Source organism: Winogradskyella aurantiaca, from assembly GCF_003362725.1.
GTDB classification, from domain to species: Bacteria; Bacteroidota; Bacteroidia; order Flavobacteriales; family Flavobacteriaceae; genus Winogradskyella_A; species Winogradskyella_A aurantiaca.
This window is the reverse complement of sequence record NZ_QKTV01000004.1, coordinates 90,661-108,407: the sequence shown is the minus strand read 5'-3', so window position 1 is coordinate 108,407 and position 17,747 is coordinate 90,661. Positions and strand designations below refer to the sequence as shown.

Sequence of the window (17,747 nt, the reverse complement as noted above, 5' to 3'; positions counted from 1 at the left end):
ATAAAGAGAAAAGAAGATAAAATTTTTAAAAAATACATTCTGAAAATATAGACAGATTAAATTTCACCATCGTCAAAGGACTATTTCCTTGAGATAAGTAACAAAATTCTATTGAACTATCAAAACTTGCCGCAACCATCAAGTAGGCTGCGAAAATAAATAAACAAATCCACCGAGAACAAGCGATAATAAGTAGATGAGACAATTACTCATAGCTAATATTAGCTGTTGTTGTTTTTTAGATTCATGATTTCTTAAATAGTTGGTCTCTACTGTTTGTAATTTGGATCATGATTGTCGGTTATTTGCTTTGCGATTCCGTGTAAATCAGTATTGAATCCTGTTTCATAAGTGTTGGTGTTTAGATCGGAATTATAGATGCTATTTAACCATATAAGACCACCTGTTTCGCGATCTATATCACTTTGATGTCCTTTTGGATCAGTAAAAATGGAAGTTTCGCGTGCCCCAAACAAGGCAATATCATCCAACAAGAGACTATCAATTTTCATTTGTGCTAAAATCGTCGGCATTTTAACCGAAAGCCTTGGATCAACTATTTTATTGTAGCCAATGTTTGGTTGATGGTAAGTAGGCGGTAAGATGTATTCTTCTAGTTGATTAAATAGATATACTACAAATTGTATCAGTAGAGAAATCATGTAGGGTAACCCAAGTTTTAGATCCTTTCTACAATTTAACTAGTCATTTACTTTGGTATAATAAGCATACTCGCTTTTACTTACTGATATAAAAAATTCGCTATTTTTTGATCTATTAAAGGTGATATAGGTTAAGAGGCGTTCTCCATAATCCATCGTATATAAAAAAGTTGTTTTATCGTTCCAATAATATTTAACTTCAGGCAAGCCAAGAGCATAAGGTTGCAATTTGTTGTCTACTTCCTTAAGTTCTATAACTGCTGGAAACCTTTGACTCACCGTTTCCTTTAATTTGTATTTCCCAAGAATGTTCTTTCCCTTTAAAGAACCTAGATTGGAGCTGAAAGTAGGCGAGTAAGGTATATAATCATCAATATTTAGAATATCCGAAATTTTATTATGCAATTGAATAGCTGTTGATTTAAATACTTCCGTTGAAAGAAAAACATTCTCAATACCATTCATATACTTTAAAACTGTTTTTTTAAACTCTAAATCTCGCATGTAATAGTTCTTTGCTTCCTCTGGTAATCCATTTTTTATGCTCTCAATATGCCAATCAAACCTATTAATCTTATCAAGATTTTCGAAAACAATTGATCGTATTCTCTCATTAGAAACTTCCAGTTCTACCACTCTCACATCGTATAATTCTTTTAATTTATTTGTTATAGAATTGTATTTACTTGGTATGTTATTGAGGTTTCCTTTAAAATTAAGATAGCCATTATCAGAGGTTTCGAAAGTTATACCTTGATATACAATTTCGTAAGGTGACCCGTTAGTACCATTGAACATTTCATGGGTGGTGAGCTTGTCCCATAATATTAACCTAGCAATTGAGTCATGGGTGATAAATCTATTAACAACATCTTTAGATAATCTAATGTCTTTTTTCAAATCCCTTTGAATTTCCGTTAAGATAGTCACTGCTTTTGCCTCGTAAATTCTTTCTTGATTCTTGTTATTAATCCAAAGTGCAATTAGTATTCCGACTACGACCAAGAAAATCTCACCGATTGCATAGGCGAGGTACTTACTGAGTTGATTTTCAGAGAGTAGTTTTCTACGAGTGTATTTGAAGAGTTTGATCATCTGGACCCAAGACTTTAGATATTGTTAAGGTGTGATAAAAACGGTTTGTGGATATGTAGAAGCAGACTACATATAACGATATTTCAGGTTGTTAAAATAATATTTTAAAAACAAAAACGGTTTAATTTTTCACCTAGACCGCTATTACTTACACACTTTGTTGGCAATAGTTATTTGACGCCTACCTGATTCCAAATTCCAGATTCAGCAGTCTTTTGAGCATATTCCGAGAATGTTTTTGCTTTTCTGCCTAAAACTCGTTCAATATCATTAACTACCTGTTGATTATTTGGATTGGTCAAAACATGGCTAAATAAATACTCAATTAACCACACAACATCATCAGGTATTTGCATTTGCTTCATACCCTCAATATACTGTTCTAATGTAATGTCATAGAAATTTAATCTTCTGTTGCTAGTCTTTGAAATGATATTGACAATATCCTTAAAAGTAATTAATTCTGGACCTGTTACCTCAATAATTTCACCATTATAAGAATCATCTAGTAATACAGTTGCTGCTACTTCTGCAATATCATTAGCATCTACAAATGGAATTAAAACATCTGATAGTGGTAATGCCACTTCTCCTGAAAGAATAGGGTCTAAAAAGAAGCTTTCGCTCCAATTCTGATTAAACCAAGATGCTCTAATTATTGTGTAATCCAAGCCGGAATCCATCACAATTTTTTCACAAGTTTCAGCTTCAGTTTCACCTTTTCCAGAGAGCAGCACCATTTTTTTAACACCTAATTCTTTTGCTAAATAAGTTAAACTTTCGATAGCTTCCTTGGCTCCTGGAACAGCTAGATCAGGATAATACGTAACATACATTTTTTCGATGCCGCTCAAGGTTTCTATCCATGTTTCTTTATTATCCCAATCAAAGCTTGGTGATGAATTTCTTGAGCCAATTCTTGGTTCAATTCCTTTGTTTTGTAATTGCTCTGCTATTCGGCGACCAGTCTTTCCAGTTCCTCCGATTATTAAAATATTTTCTCTGCTCATATATTCTAAATTTTAATTGAAATTATTTAGGCTTCAAATTCTTGAAGCTTTTTTATTTTACTTTTTCTGATAAAGCCTTTGATTAATCCAATAAACCAAGGAACGCTATAGCCATTTTTATGTAAATGATTTGCACCAAAATGATAAATAGCTTTGTTGCCTTTTATACCGTGACCATCAAGTAAGCGATTATAAAAATTGAAAAGACAACCAATAAGGATGACCTCTTGTAGATCTTCCTCAGTCCAACCTGCATTAAATACATGGTCAGCATCTATTTGTGTAAGTTTACTAGCTGATTGAGTTAGTTTTTTGAGGTAATTAAATAGTGGTTTTTCATGAGTATCTACAGGCGCTGTTGAAATATCTTCTAATAGCGCTTCTACAACATTTGGGGAAACACCAAAATTTTCGGCTACCGCTACATGAGAACCATAACAAAAACTACATGCGTTAAGTCCAGAAATATAGGCTGCGAAAAGCTCTTTTTGGGCGTAGGTAAAGTTTGATTTTCCTCGCATAATTTGTTGAGAAGCCTTGTCTAGTGGACCTAACCTTTTTCGGTCGTTCCAAGTGATATCTGTAATGTCTGATAGCTCGTTTAAATTTTTGAAAAATGGCATAATTTTAATTTTTGTTTGTAGATTTTATTGCGTTTTATTTTAAATATAGAATACCACAGATTAATAGCAGAAAGGAAGTAAGCGAGGACAGCGTTCTCACCATATGCCAACGATTCCATGGCTGTTCAAATTTGCTTCGAAGTGTTTGTAATTCTAATTTTGAGAGTGATTCTAGATTTGATTTATCCAATATCTCGTTTAGAGGAACATTGCCAAAAACGGTTACCAAACCTATACCAATAAGGAAGAGTATTGCCGCAATAAGAAATAGACAAAAACCTGTATCGTTATTTTTAAATAAATAAGCATTAAAAAATAGCAGTATGATTGGTCCCATAAATACAAGCATAAATTGAGCATTTATAATTGCCCTGTTCATAGCTTGAAAAGATTTTAAATAACTAATATCATCTAATCTTCCAATACCAGGCGTAACTGCGTTGGACCAAGTAAAACATAACCCGGCTGTTAAACCTGTAAAGAGAACACTTAGTATGAGAACAATAATTTTATAATTGATTTCCATTTTGACTGTTTTTTGTGGTTGTTATCCATGTTAATAAATCTTGATATTCGTCTGGACTGAGTTTTACATTCTTTCCTCTTGGCATTCTTTTTTTTATAAAGACTTGTTTGTAAATATCATTTGCCCATTTGTCCATATTTTCTTTTGTAAATACTCTTCTTCTGTTACGCTTACGATGACAGATATTGCATTTACTTTCTAGAATCTTATAAGCTTTCTCTTTACAAGATTTATCTAAAGCTATTGAAGAATGCTGCGCAATAGACTCATTAGTTGCCCCATTTGAATTATAAGAGTCTACAGTAATAATAACGAGAGTCGCTATAATTCCCACTAAAATTTTAATTAGAGTCACCATATTTGAAGTCTATTTTTGGAATTTTTATTTGATTGCGTTGAAGGATAAATTAAAGGTTAGTGGTTTAATTCCATGTATGTGTTTAAGCTTCAGCGCTTTGGGTTATATGGGTGCCATAGTATAGCACTATAAAGTAAAACTCGACGACTAGGGTGTAAAATATAGCATCACCAAAAAACTCCGAGAAACTGCCGCCATTTGGAATAATAAACAGTGGGACTGTAATTAGGGCATCCAATACAATAGAAACCCCGATAAAGATTAATGCTAATACCGAAGGTTTGATAAAGCTTCTTTTATAAAACAGGTAAGTTCCAATGCATGCACATGGTACAATGGCAAGCGCAAGTACAATATTTGATTGTAGTTGGGTGTTTTCTAAAATTGTCAAAAAAGAAGATAGATAGTAGCAACTTACACCCAGGATCCATACTAAGATGGCGCATACAGTACTGTATAGGATTCTGTTGATCATAATTGTTTGGTTTTTAATTATGATACAAATCTATAGAGCTAGCTTACCAGCCTTTTATTCCAAAGGAATTATCATTTATTCGAAAAGAATTTATATCTGGCTTGGTCTGCAGCCAAACTTTTTCTCAAAGGCATTTGAGAACGACCCTAAACTATCATACCCAACAGCCCAAGCAGCTTCCTGGATCGTTTTTTGTTCGTTTTTTATTATATGGTAGGCTTTCTTTAGGCGTTCGTTTTGTAGGTATTTAAAAACAGGAACACCAAACTGTGCCTTAAATTCTATTTTAAGTTTGTTGGTGTTAATTCCTATGTTGCTAGCCAGTTCGGTTAGGGAAGGAGGGGTGTCTAAATTAGCCAGAAGAATTTCTTGAGCCTGAATAATTTTTTCTAATTGAGAAGAATTAAGCTTTAAGTTTTGTTGTTTAGCCAATTGTCCAAAATAATGAGAAAGTAAGGCTGTGATATGGCTTTTATAAAACATCATTTTAATCTCACCCTCGTAAGTATTACTGAAGAACTGTTCAACTAATTGAAACATTTCTGGGATCATATTAAATACCGGACCTTCAACATAATGATCTTTAGGATGCACTAATTGGTGTAAAAACTGTTCCAAAAACTGACTTTCTCCATGCGGTAGTTTATCTAAATTTCTAATGGTAGTTGCTATTACTAAACATTGTAAAGATTTTAGTTTAGATACATGATGCTCAAATTCTACCTTACTATCGGCATAAAACGATAGTACCATACCTTTGGTATGATGAAATTCTTTAATTTGTTCATCAAATTTTACCTTTAGACCAACATCACCTGCACCATAAAATGCTATAGCTATTACAGGTTCATCAAAGAAACATGAATCAATTAAATTATTATCGGTAGAAGCTTCTTCCAACAAGATGGTATAATCATTTATATCTATTATTTCACGATTCATTCTTTTAAAATATCTCGATTAAGTTCAATTATTGCCAACGGTTTGTCTATGCGCAGTCCGGAATTTTAACGCTCCAAGTTATCAACCCGCTAAAAGATTTATTAGTTGCCTTAGGTTTTAATAATATCGCACCAACCCGCATTACGTATATTCTTTGTTAGCTGTTGTTGTTTTTTAGATTCATGATTTCTTAAATAGTTGGTCTCTACTGTTTGTAATTTGGATCATGATTATTGGTTATTTGCTTTGCAATTTCGTGTAAATCAGTATTGAATCCTGTTTCATAAGTGTTGGTATTTAGATCGGCATTATAGATACTATTTAGCCATATAAGACCACCTGTTTCGCGAACTACATCACCTTGATGTCCTTTTGGATCAGTAAAAATAGAAGTTTCGCGTGCCCCAAACATAGCAATATCATCCAACAATAGGCCATCAATTTTCATTTGTGCTAAATTAAAAGTTGCTAATCCAGTTGGGATAGTAAATATTTTGGTAGACGGAAATTCAATACGCAATTCGTCTACAATTTCGTTGTGTATGATCTCATTTACATAATAAGCATAAAACTCTTGTATTGAGCTGAATCCGTTGTCTATTGCAAATGTATTCCAATCAGGTCGAGTACCATTTGGATCTCCATTAGGAAAGTCAAAAGGTGATAATGATATAAAAATAGTGATGTCTGGATTGTTTTGTAATGCATATTCTATCCAAGCGTGATGACCTTCAATTCGATTGATTGAATCATGTCCAAAAGTCATCCCAAAATATTCAATATTTCCCGCATCAAGTATAGACTTTATCTCTTGATGTTCTGCACTTGTGGAATCGTTCCAAAAATTGATAGGTCTTCCATTTTCGCCCCCGCGAAAGACAGTTTTACTATTGTGATTTATAAAACCAGCATCAACTGCCATAACATCAAGTTTCTCCGCGTAAGGTCTAAAAAAGCTATTTCCAATGAGAAGCATGTTATACCCTTGTGCTTCTGTAGGTTGAGGTGATTGTTCTTCATTACTACAAGACAGAAATAATACCACTACGGCAGCTATCAAAAATTTGAATTTTCTCATGTTATTTATTTTTCCCTATTAGACTAGTATTTCCTTCATTGGTTTAATAACGTTTTGTTTAAGAGTAGTAGCGGACAATATGGAGGTTACTTTCAAAAACCAATGTACTCAATTAAGCACTAAAGTAGTTGGAGTATGTATCGAAACCGCAATTACTTTTTTACCTTTTTGTATACTGTTTTTTTATTCTTTTTTCGTCTCAAATGTCGTTGCATAGTGATTCAAGCAATATAGCATTGCTCCATAAGTGAAAATGAGTGTGGGAATATTGGTGTTAAAACCTAATTCAAATTCTGGAATACTAAATAGTTCTCTAAATGATTTTGTGGCAATTAATAACATAAAAACAATTCCATAAGTGAAAACAGAAACAATTGCAATTCTATTTTTTGTAGTTCTGATAATTCCTTTTTTTGCTTCTTCTCTAAAGAAATACCATAAAGTACCAATAATAAATAAGGCTTCTATTAAAATAGCTAAATAAGGATTAGAGGCGTATAGTCCAAGTCCTGCTTCCATTGTATCAGTTCCAAAAATGTGGTGCATATGACCTGAAAAGAAATCTAAAATAAAATGAATTGATACTAAAGCCGCACTTACCAGACCTATTTTACTACTTTTAAATAGGGATTTTCCAAGTAAGAAAACAATTGCCAACCAAAATAACTGAGGTAACAAATCGTGACTGTAAATCATATCTACCATCATATTACTTAAAGTAGCATCAAATGCATCACTTGGCTCGGTTGGTTCAAGTCCTAAATAATGGAATAAAAACCACAAAAAATCCTGTAATTGAGATATAATTAAGAAATACAAAAGAGTTCCTTTCGGAAATTTGTGTTTTGCAATCAATGCTGTAGTGAAGTGACCTGCTAACATAATTCTTGATTTAATTTCATAATTTTACTTTCGATTCGATAGTAAAAATAATTATTACTATCGAAATAATAGTTAAATAAAATGAATAATAGATTTCGTTCTGGTTGTCCAATCGCTTCGACTTTAGACATTATTGGCGATAAGTGGTCTTTGTTAATTGTCCGAGATATGCTAATTAAACATAAAAGAACATTCAAAGAATTATCAGATTCAGATGAAAGAATTGCCCCAAGTATTTTATCAGCTAGACTTAAATTGTTAGAGTCTTATAAAATAGTTACAAAGAGAAAACTTCCTGAAAATAAAAAAGAGAATATTTACTTGCTTACAAAGAAGGGTATAGGTTTAGCTACAATAATTATCGAACTCACTCTATGGGGCAACATTAATCTGAGAGAGTTCAATGAAATAGATTTAGTGGATGGTCTTAAGGCTGATAAATCAATGATCATTGATACTGTTCAGAATAATTATAGCTCAATGTTGATTCAATTTGAATAGTTGTTCTCAAATGGCATACAACGGTTTAGCTATCATGTAGTTCGCATCAATTTTATTTTTGAGGAGCTCATGAATTCGCAAGCTCATTTCGTTGCGTCTGGCAACGCAGGGTAGCCCCACTCCGGTGTGATTGGTGTTTTCTAACCGGTAGCGAAGCGCGTTGCATTCACTCAACACTCATGCTTTCTTCTGTGATTAAATGTGGGAATAAATTTCAAATCACCGAAGAAGAAGCAATGATCACTTCGTGATATCCGTTTACTCTAAAGCAGTGCTTTGTCGCGTACGGAGTAGGTGGTGTTGCCAGTAGTTGTATTATTCAATTTTGCCATTTAGGTCAAAGGCTTTTACGAAGTTCCAAACTTCCTCAGAAGCATTAATATCCATATTTCCCTGAAAACCTGGCCATTGGTGACCACCTCCTATGACTTTAAGATGCAGAACCTCTACACCATTTTCACCATTTAAATACTCATATTTTTCAACCGTACTGCCATCTTGAGTATCTATATTTGGGATATTAGAAACAACTGGATTCATATTAGTGGAATTATGTTCGATCCAAAAATCTAGGCCCCCTTGTACAAATGCATAATTCGCTATTGAATCTTCCGTCCCATGTATATGAAGTATAGCCAAAGGTCTTGTTGGAATGCAATCGCCAATAGCCACTTGAAGCATTAATCCTGTTACCGATCCAATAGCGGCAATTCTATTGCTTAGCCCACAAGCCAATGTAAAACTAAAATTTCCTCCGTTTGACATTCCTGTACTGTATATTCGGTTAGATTCTATATTATAGTCATTCTCCAATTGCTCTAATAGAGCTTTGATAAAATCAATGTCTGGGTTATTATTTGCGCTTAGTGTCCACCTATTATCAATACCATTCGGATGAACAACAATAAAATTTTCACGTTCTGCGATCTCATCAAAATTTGTATAGTTATAATTAAAGTCCATGTTGCTTGTTAACCCATGAAAAGACAATAATAGAGGGACTTCAGTAGTTGCATTATAACTTTCTGGGACATAAATAATATATTCTCTGGCAGTCCCATTGACTATGAGGTTCTTTGTCATTTTTCCAGTTTGAACATTTTGCTCATCCTCTGATTTAGAGCATGCTGTAAGCAATAGCATTGGTAGCAGCATATAAAACACAATTACTTTTCTCATACTGTTTAGATAAAATATAATATTGTTGGCGGTAGTTATTTATTCGACACTCAAATTTTGTCTTTCAACTAGAAAATCAAAAGTTAATTCCGATAGGCCTTTTCCATCTACCACACCATTCCAAGCTCCATGTCCTGCAGGGTTACCATTCGGTAGTGTTAGGGTCGCCAGTTTGTTGTAAATACCCAAAGAGTTATAGATACTTTGCAGTTCAAGTGCTTCTTCATACGGTGTGACAAGATCCTGGGCAGTACCATGTCCCATGAACAATTCAGGATCGCTACCGTCATATCTGTCGTATTGATTCAAATCATAAACTGCTTCAAATACATCTAATTTTATATTTGAACCCCAGAAATAAACCATACTCCTCACATTGTAAGTTTGGTTTAAGTTTGTAGTAGATAGTGTTGGGTCCTCGCTAATGGTGATTTCGTCTCTAAAGTCTTCTTGATTTGAAATTCCCAAAGCAATAGTAGTGATAGCTCCTGCTGAAGCCCCACCAACTGTAATAAAATCTTTATTTATGTTATAAGTGCTTGCGTTCGCAACTATCCAACGAAGAGCCGCTTTTGCATCCCTTTGGGCGAGATACATAGCAGTAGCTTGCTGAACTTGACCCGAACTCTGTGCTCCCTGCAAAGCATTCTCAATCCATTCTTGTGGTGCAATTCCTCTGTAATACACTAATAATTCTTCTGGGGTCATTCCTTGTATTACTCCCAATTCTTCTGTTGTTCTATAATCTATAGAAATAAAAACCCATCCTCTTGAAGCATAGTAATTTGCCATATCTACTATTTCAGGCTTATGTTTTATTCCTCCTGTAAATCCACCTCCATGAATAAACATAAAAACAGGTCTATTGCTAGAATTATTATCAGGATAATACAAATCTAATTTTAGGGGAATTGAAAAAGCGGAATTACTTGTTGCATTATGACTAAGTCCATTAGCATAAGTGATATCTTCTTCTTTTAAAATCGTGTAAGAGGCTTCAGCCTTTACTACCGGTATTGCATTGACTGGTGAAATTGGTTCATCTTTACTACAAGCAGTAAATAATAATACCCCGAAAATTATTAAGTAAGCAATTTTATTCATAATTGGTACATTAATTAAATTCCGTTCTTGGACTGTATTTTCTCATAAAGGTTTAATTACCTCCAACGGTCTCGTATAACCGTCCGTTACGGGTTTAAAGTTAGGGTTTTCGGTTAAGCACTGTATTTTATAAATTAAGAGTGAATTTGACTAACTTTTTACTTCGTTTAGAGAAAACTGAATCCAATCATAATTATGATTACACGTTGTTCGCGGTAGATTTATTCTATCCATAAGCTTCCAATTGAATATGTTTTTGCTTTTCCACCTATGATTACTCTATCATTTTTATTCTCACATTTTAAAAAACCAACTCTATCAGAGATTTGTATTGCATTCAGTTCTTTTTTTCTAAGTCTTTGTGACCAGAATGGAATTAACGAACAATGAGCAGAACCAGTTACTGGGTCTTCTAAAATGGATGCTTGTGGCGTAAAGAATCTTGAAACAAAATCGCTATTATCACCTTTTGCTGTAACTATTACCCCTCCTGGGGCAAGATTTATTCGGTCAAATATGTGTTTGTTGATATTGATGTTCTTAATGTCCTTTTCAGTATTATATACCAATAGATAATCTCTAGATTTATAGACTTCTTTCGGCTGTATATTTAAAGATTCTTTTATTATATTAGGAAGTTCTGTGGTTTTGGGCATACGCGAAGGAAAATCTAAAAAGTAAGAATCATTTTTTGTAAAAACAGTCAGCTTTCCGCTCAATGTTTCAAATACAATTTCTTCTTTAGAATAATTGAGAATTGATTTCAGGCAATGTGCCGTTGCAAGTGTTGCATGTCCGCATAAATCCATTTCTATTTCAGGAGTAAACCAGCGTAAGTGTATTTTGTCCCCTTTATTTATAAAAAAAGCGGTTTCAGCAACGGCATTTTCCTTTGTGATATTCAAAAGTATATCATTAGGCAACCATTCCTTTAGCGGGACGACACAGGCTGGGTTTCCACCAAATATTTTGTCTGTAAATGCATCTATTTGATATAGGTCTAGCTTCATTTCATGCTACTGGTTAAAATCAGAGTCAACAGTCTTGGCTATGAGTAATATAGCAGTTTGGCACTTAAGCCTGTAAGTGCACACTAAACTGAAAATCCGTGAGACATGAGTACAAAGTGCAAACTGTGCGGTGGCAAATTTTCAGAAGTGCTTGAGAACAAGCAATTACTAACAGGTATTGTTCTAAATGTTTACTCCAGTTTTTTAATATTATCAATAAGGAGAAATTGTTGGACATCAATGAACTTTCCGAAAGGAGCAAAATCACCTATAAATTCATCCGCCATTTGTCCTTTCTCATTTTTATCATTATTATATTTCTTAACCTTATTTATTCCGTGTTCAAATTCTTTTCTAGGTAACATTTGGCGATATATTAGAAGCATTTTTTCATTCACTTCCCAAGGCATATAGTTAATGTTTAATTCTTTAGCCTTATCAGCTATATTTTTTTTGTTATCTGCAACAATGATATAGATGTAACCGTCATCACTTACTGTTAAATCTTTATCGGCTAAAGTGAGATAATTATATGTGTATTCATCACCTTGACTCATAGAAAAATATCGAATGTTTGATTTTGAATAGTCGCTTCTTGATTTTGGGTATTTTGGATTTTTAAATTTGACAAATAATACTTCATTTCCTTTTCTTATAATCGGCATTGTTAGGTAATAATTGTCATTGTTTGGATAGGTTCCTTGTGTCTGAAGATTAAAAGAATGAACGCTATCGCCTGACTTAAAATGTGTAAATGAGCGGGCTACAACTTCTTTACACACCAATTCATTTATTTTTAATGACTTTTGTTTTCTTTGATCTTCCAATTTAGACAACACCTTTTTAGGGTTTTCCTCGAATTCCTTTGTCAACTTTTTAAAAAGTGGAATTAAATATGTTTTTACTTCTTCTTTAGATAATTTTGGGATTGGAACACTTGGTGGGGCATCAATTATCTTATCAGTTTCAACATCCAAGAGAGATATTTTTGCGAGTTCCTTCCCGCCATTGATATTACCTTCTGGAAGATAGTGTCTTAGTATCACTGAAACATTTGTAAGTGAATCAGGGAAGTGCAAAATATTTTCTCCAGAAATTTCGGAGCCTTCTGGGACGACAAATAAAGTATAAGAACCGCTATTATTAGTCTCAGGAGTCTTGAAAGGATTAGTCCCCACCTTCTCCGGTATAATTTCAAAATCTGTGAAGCTACCTAATGACATTTTAGTATCATCGTTGTACACGTTATAACTAAAATATCGAGCATTAGGGAATTCCCCTTTGATTACAATCCCATTTTTATCATTTACTTCCCGTTTCCAACCATAACGCCAATAAACAACATTTGCATCTGGGAGATATAGTACGGTACTATCGGAACCGACATATGGCTTTTCCCATGTTTGACTTTGGACATTACCATAAAAGAGGATGATTATAAATGAAATTAGATATATATTTTTCATAAGTCATGTAAATTTAATTATTCACAACGGTCTTGTATATGAAAAGTAACGGATTTTCACATACTAACTTTTGGGTTTAAAACTTATCTATATTGCGTTCATTATTTTTTGTTTAAACACTTAAACCGCTATTTTTTATATGCGTTGTTATGTATAGTTTTTTAAATTTAGATTATTTATAAGACATCTTTGGCCATTGGTCTTTCCAAGGTTTTGCATCTTCTAATTGATATGCTAATTGATATAATAATTCATCTTTGCCGTTGGCTGCTTGAAACATCGATCCTAATGGAAGATTATCAATGTTAGATAAAGGTACAGACATAGCAGGATGACCACAGATGTTAGAAAAACTAGTTAAACTTAGAGTTTGGCCAACAATATATTTTTTATCCATAAAAGAATCTGTCATGGGATTTAAAAATTCAACTGGTTGTGTTTTAATAGGACAAACTGCAGAAAAGAGCACATCATTTTTTTCAAACATAGATTTAAAAATAGTAGGGATATAATTTTTAATATAATCTGTTGCCTTTTCTATTTCTGATTCATTATAATCTTTAGCAAAAATGGCTTCTGTTTTCACGAAATTGGTAAGCTCTTTAATATCTTCAATTTTAGTGTAAGCGCTATTATTTGCGATTATATTATTAACTAAAGGCACAAATTTAGTCAAGAAGAATATATTAAATTGATCATAAAAATCATCACCATTTAATGGAATTGTAACCTCTTGTACTTGGTGTCCTAGGCTAGTAAGAAGTTTTGCAATTTCATCTTGTTTAGCGACAATATCAGGGTCTACTTCATAACCTTCCAAGCCTGTTCGTATATAACCAATTTTTAAAGGTTTGAGAGGTGAATTCTTCAATGAATTTTTTATAGTGGCATAAGGATTATTCTCTCTTTTTTGAGTGGCTATAAATAATTGCTCATTATCACGCACACTTCTGCTGATTCCACAATTTGCTTTTAAGAAATCGTCCGATCCATCTATTTCTCCAGAGGCTAGTCGGCCTCTAGATGGTTTAAATCCAAAAAGACCACAAGCATTTGGTGGAATGCGATTAGAGCCTGCTCCATCAGTTCCATGAGCCAATGGTACTATTCCAGCTGCAACTGCTGCAGAGCTGCCACCACTAGATCCAAATACTGTTTTTGTTACATCCCAAGGATTTAGTGTTTTTCCATACAATTCGTTCCAGGTACTTGAGTTTGAAGCAAATTCAGGAACATTAGTTCTTCCTACAATATTAAGACCTGATTTTTCAAGTTCTATAATATAAGAAACAGATTCTGAAGGTATATTATTTTGCATTAATTTGGATCCGTCTGAACGTACAACTCCGCCTATATCAATCATATCTTTTATTAATACCGGGACACCCGCAAAAATAGATTTGGTATTTGTGTTTTGAATCGTATCTATGGCTCTTTCATAAAGCTTAATATTAACCGCATTGATTTTTGGATTAAAATACTCTATTCTTGTTATAACGATCTCTAATAATTCGGCAGGTGAAATTTGTTTGGTTTTTATAAGTTCAGATAAACCAATAGCATCATATTGCATAAACTCATCAAATAATTCAGGCATTACCTGCCCCATTTTTTTATTACCATTTTGGCATGAGGTTAATACACTTGGTAAAATACTACCAGCAACGGCAGTATATAAGATACCACTACTGCTCTTTTTAACAAAATCTCTACGCTTCATATGTTTAAAATTTATTTGACCAATTATAATTAAGTATTATTCTAAAATCTACAATGTCCTTACTTTCCAAATTAAGGTTACCAATCGAATTTTGATGAACAAATGCACCGCGCACCTTTAAGTTGAAATCCTTTAAAAAAGTATAGTCAAAAGTGAGGTTATATTCTTGTTGGTTTGGGGATGCTACATCACCACTGTTGGGTGTAAAACCAAACCCCATATTGGGATAAAGTTTTAATACTTCAGAAAATTCTAATATGACACCAAGTTTAATAGACTGCTCTTTAGGACGATTAAAAAAGTTAAAGATCATCATATTATAATAAGGCATAATACTCCATATTTCCTGAGCCTTGTCTTTGCTTAACACATTAGTATATCCAATAAAGCTTTTTATTCCATAAATACTGAAGTCTAATTTCGTTCCAATCATATTAAAATTAAAGTCACCACCAATTCCATCTCCGATATCATTTTCATGCATGTACTGAAATCCTAATTTCATTGGATTATTACTCAAAGTAAATTCTCTGTAATATTCAGTGTACAATCCATGATAGTAATCTTTTGCATTGAGATAATAAAATCCAAAAGCCATTTTATCAGTTTTGTAGCGATTTGCACTTCCCCAAACTAATTCGTTTTTATCAAAACCTGCAAACTCATATAAATCAACGAATCTATCGCTGTTAATCCATTTTATTTGATCAACGACACCAAAACTTATATAGCTGTCTTCTTTAAATAGGTAGTTGATGTCTATTCCACGATGCGTGGCTGGAAGCATACGAACATCAGACGTATTCAATAATGGATTATTCATTTCTCTAGCACCTATATTCAAGAGAAATTTATTTTTTTTGAATTTTAATGCATATTCCTGTAACACAGCAAATCCTTCTTGACCTGGTTTTAATAGCATAGTGCCATCCCTGTCCAATGGTCCGTATATTTTTTGCGAAGTAGCTAAAGTAACACGTCCGGTAATGTGCTCAGAAAATATAGAAGGGTTCCATTGCAAACTTCCACCTAAAGCCAAAGCTTCTTTTTTGTTTGTTGATAGGTCTTGAAATAGATAATAAGACCTCATTTTAGCTTTAAATGGGATTCTAATGCCTTTTACATTAGCGGCATCAATAGGATTATTATAAATAGAATCTTTAAAAACAAAGTAATCAGGGCCAGACTGAGCAACCACCTCCATTTGCACGGAAATAAAGGAAATAGAAATGAATATTATGATCTTCCTGTAATTTATCAATTTTATGTTTATATCGTTTGAATAGACCGTTGTCAGCCGAAATTATACATAACGGTTCGTATATGAGCCGTTTTTAATGGCTTATATACCTTGTTGTGGTGCGTATTTTACTCTGGACTACCACAGAATATACAATTAATTTGACGGTATTGTGAACAACTTCCCTGAAGAGAACTTTGTCTTAAGAAGTTTTTTAATTCTAGAGTTTCACAATGTCATCCGGCCTCCAAGATTGATCAAAATATGGCTCTAATGGCCCATAGAATCTTATCAAGGTGGTCCATCCTTCACCAGGTAATGTTTTGACCCAATTTTTTTCTTTTCCTTCTGGTGCTTCAGGTCCGAAATATAGATCCACAGAGCCATCTTCATTAATTACAGGCTCATCGTATGTGTTGATACTTGGTTTCACCATTCCATTTTGGAGTAATGATCGTGTGTCTGGATGGTATAAAGTCACGGACCAAAAGTCCTTCGCTGGAATACCAGCAGGCAAATGCAACTTATATGTGTTCTCACCCATAAGGAATTCACCATCACTATCTCTATATCCAGCCAAGTATTGGGATCCAATACCGACCATTTTAGCTGCCATTGCAGGTGTGACCACAATAGCTTCATAATGGAATAAGGTTCGTGCATCTAGGTTTATGGCAGGACCTCTCATAAACTGGTAATTCCCTCCTACAAATAGGTATTCATATTCTCTGTCATCATATACTTTTACGTCTTCTAACCGATTGGCGTATGCATTTGCTTTAGCCATAGCATCTCCTCTTTCTATACCTCTTCGATAGATATCCACCATTCTACTATCAGGGTTGAATTCTTCGCCCTTCTTGACGCCTATTGTTTCTAAAAGTCCCAGTTCATATGAAGTAAATGCTGCATTGGCCTCATATTGTAAGGTCTGATGGATCAAGTCTAGGTAATTCTCATCTCTTGGGTGAGTAGTATTTATATCTTTTTCAATTGAGTAGTTAGTATAATTACCAACACCTTCTAGGCCTTCACTTAATGGATAAATCTTAAAATGATTCTTATAATATTTCATCGCCTCATCGCCTGCTCCAGTATTCTCCTCAAAGCCCCTTACCATAACCCAATTTCTATAGGTTGGCGTTCTAAATACGAAGAACCCTTCAGGGACTTCTCCATCATAGTCTTGATGAATGATCAAAAATTTTCCTCCTTGGCCCTTATCTGGTCCTGCATTACCAAGATCAGTTACATAACGCATCCAACCATCATTAACTATACCTAATACGTTTGGAGGAGTTTCCAAAACAATAGGTCCATCAGTTTTTAAATCAATAAACGCTGATGCATAAATGCTTTCTGTATTATAGGTAAGACCTATGTGGTTTACCTTGCCTTCATCAATTTCTGTGAACACTGCTATATCACCAGACTCCATTCCTGATTCATTAACATGACTATTGAATAGAGCTTGCATGGATGCCAAAGGCATGAACTCCATGTATACTTGAGAGACTCGTTGAACATCTAACTCATCATATGTCTTTTCAATAGTAGCTTGAGTAGGGTATCCACCTTGGAATTCATAGGGGGATATTTTTTGTTCTTCTTGAATGGTGTTTTGACAAGAACTTAAAACTATTAGCAAGCTAGCAAGACCCGCAAGTTTAAAATTGACTGATAAATATTTCTTTAGTCTCATATTGTTTGTTTGATGCACCACAACGTCCCCGTATATGATTAGTGTCCCGTAGGGCATTAATTATATGCGTTGTTGGCAAATCGTTTTATTTTCTGTTTACAATTTTCATCATCCAATTATGTAATGATTTTCATTTCCGATTTCATTCAGTTTATTAGCCCCTAATTCTGTCCA

General features: G+C 33.8%; 18 protein-coding genes. 1 reads left to right on the top strand and 17 read right to left on the bottom strand.

Annotated elements, in window-relative coordinates:
- Positions 1-269 precede the first annotated feature (269 nt).
- The 10 genes from DN064_RS08245 to DN064_RS08200 all read right to left on the bottom strand — a co-directional run bounded on the left by DN064_RS08245 (position 270) and on the right by DN064_RS08200 (position 7,651).
- Positions 270-662: a hypothetical protein gene (locus tag DN064_RS08245; protein ID WP_115462166.1), complete on the bottom strand. Its 393-nt coding sequence runs from the start codon at positions 660-662 to the stop codon at positions 270-272.
- Between the two features lie 39 nt (positions 663-701).
- Positions 702-1,757: a hypothetical protein gene (locus DN064_RS08240; RefSeq protein ID WP_115462165.1), complete on the bottom strand. Its 1,056-nt coding sequence runs from the start codon at positions 1,755-1,757 to the stop codon at positions 702-704.
- Positions 1,758-1,927: 170 nt separating this feature from the next.
- Positions 1,928-2,767: an NmrA family NAD(P)-binding protein gene (locus DN064_RS08235; RefSeq protein ID WP_115462164.1), complete on the bottom strand. Its 840-nt coding sequence runs from the start codon at positions 2,765-2,767 to the stop codon at positions 1,928-1,930.
- A gap of 26 nt (positions 2,768-2,793) precedes the next feature.
- Complete coding sequence (locus tag DN064_RS08230; RefSeq protein WP_115462163.1) at positions 2,794-3,390, bottom strand: carboxymuconolactone decarboxylase family protein; 597 nt, start codon at positions 3,388-3,390, stop codon at positions 2,794-2,796.
- Between the two features lie 34 nt (positions 3,391-3,424).
- Positions 3,425-3,916 carry an anthrone oxygenase family protein gene (locus DN064_RS08225; protein WP_115462162.1) on the bottom strand — a complete coding sequence of 164 codons (492 nt, stop codon included), beginning with the start codon at positions 3,914-3,916 and terminating at the stop codon, positions 3,425-3,427.
- A complete protein-coding gene (locus tag DN064_RS08220) occupies positions 3,900-4,274 on the bottom strand; it encodes a hypothetical protein (protein ID WP_115462161.1) in 375 nt (124 codons plus the stop codon). Before DN064_RS08220 ends, DN064_RS08225 begins: the two co-directional genes overlap by 17 nt.
- A gap of 82 nt (positions 4,275-4,356) precedes the next feature.
- Positions 4,357-4,749: a hypothetical protein gene (locus DN064_RS08215; RefSeq protein WP_115462160.1), complete on the bottom strand. Its 393-nt coding sequence runs from the start codon at positions 4,747-4,749 to the stop codon at positions 4,357-4,359.
- A 90-nt stretch (positions 4,750-4,839) separates the two neighbouring features.
- On the bottom strand, positions 4,840-5,691 hold the full coding sequence (locus DN064_RS08210; RefSeq protein WP_115462159.1) for a helix-turn-helix domain-containing protein: 852 nt from the start codon (positions 5,689-5,691) through the stop codon (positions 4,840-4,842).
- Positions 5,692-5,896: 205 nt separating this feature from the next.
- Positions 5,897-6,769 (bottom strand): hypothetical protein, encoded by an 873-nt coding sequence (locus tag DN064_RS08205; protein ID WP_115462158.1) that lies wholly within the window; start codon positions 6,767-6,769, stop codon positions 5,897-5,899.
- Between the two features lie 183 nt (positions 6,770-6,952).
- Positions 6,953-7,651 carry a hypothetical protein gene (locus tag DN064_RS08200; protein WP_115462157.1) on the bottom strand — a complete coding sequence of 233 codons (699 nt, stop codon included), beginning with the start codon at positions 7,649-7,651 and terminating at the stop codon, positions 6,953-6,955.
- Between the two features lie 81 nt (positions 7,652-7,732).
- On the opposite strand from DN064_RS08200, the gene DN064_RS08195 reads away from it, so the two are divergent.
- The gene (locus DN064_RS08195; RefSeq protein ID WP_115462156.1) at positions 7,733-8,152 is read left to right on the top strand and encodes a winged helix-turn-helix transcriptional regulator; all 420 of its coding nucleotides are present in this window, start codon (positions 7,733-7,735) and stop codon (positions 8,150-8,152) included.
- Between the two features lie 315 nt (positions 8,153-8,467).
- Here the strand turns inward: DN064_RS08195 and DN064_RS08190 are convergent, their stop codons facing one another.
- From DN064_RS08190 to DN064_RS08160, 7 genes are all read right to left on the bottom strand, one after another.
- Positions 8,468-9,331, bottom strand: coding sequence for an alpha/beta hydrolase family esterase (locus DN064_RS08190; RefSeq protein ID WP_115462155.1), 864 nt, complete (start codon positions 9,329-9,331; stop codon positions 8,468-8,470).
- 39 nt (positions 9,332-9,370) lie between these two features.
- The gene (locus DN064_RS08185; protein ID WP_115462154.1) at positions 9,371-10,435 is read right to left on the bottom strand and encodes an alpha/beta hydrolase; all 1,065 of its coding nucleotides are present in this window, start codon (positions 10,433-10,435) and stop codon (positions 9,371-9,373) included.
- A 221-nt stretch (positions 10,436-10,656) separates the two neighbouring features.
- Positions 10,657-11,445 carry a PhzF family phenazine biosynthesis protein gene (locus DN064_RS08180; RefSeq protein ID WP_115462153.1) on the bottom strand — a complete coding sequence of 263 codons (789 nt, stop codon included), beginning with the start codon at positions 11,443-11,445 and terminating at the stop codon, positions 10,657-10,659.
- A 191-nt stretch (positions 11,446-11,636) separates the two neighbouring features.
- Entirely contained in the window at positions 11,637-12,911 is a 1,275-nt protein-coding gene (locus DN064_RS08175; protein WP_115462152.1) for a hypothetical protein, read from the bottom strand.
- A gap of 172 nt (positions 12,912-13,083) precedes the next feature.
- A complete protein-coding gene (locus tag DN064_RS08170; RefSeq protein ID WP_115462151.1) occupies positions 13,084-14,631 on the bottom strand; it encodes an amidase in 1,548 nt (515 codons plus the stop codon).
- Between the two features lie 4 nt (positions 14,632-14,635).
- The gene (locus tag DN064_RS08165; protein ID WP_115462150.1) at positions 14,636-15,835 is read right to left on the bottom strand and encodes an OprD family outer membrane porin; all 1,200 of its coding nucleotides are present in this window, start codon (positions 15,833-15,835) and stop codon (positions 14,636-14,638) included.
- A gap of 256 nt (positions 15,836-16,091) precedes the next feature.
- A complete protein-coding gene (locus tag DN064_RS08160) occupies positions 16,092-17,573 on the bottom strand; it encodes a DUF1254 domain-containing protein (RefSeq protein ID WP_198659425.1) in 1,482 nt (493 codons plus the stop codon).
- Positions 17,574-17,747 lie beyond the last annotated feature (174 nt).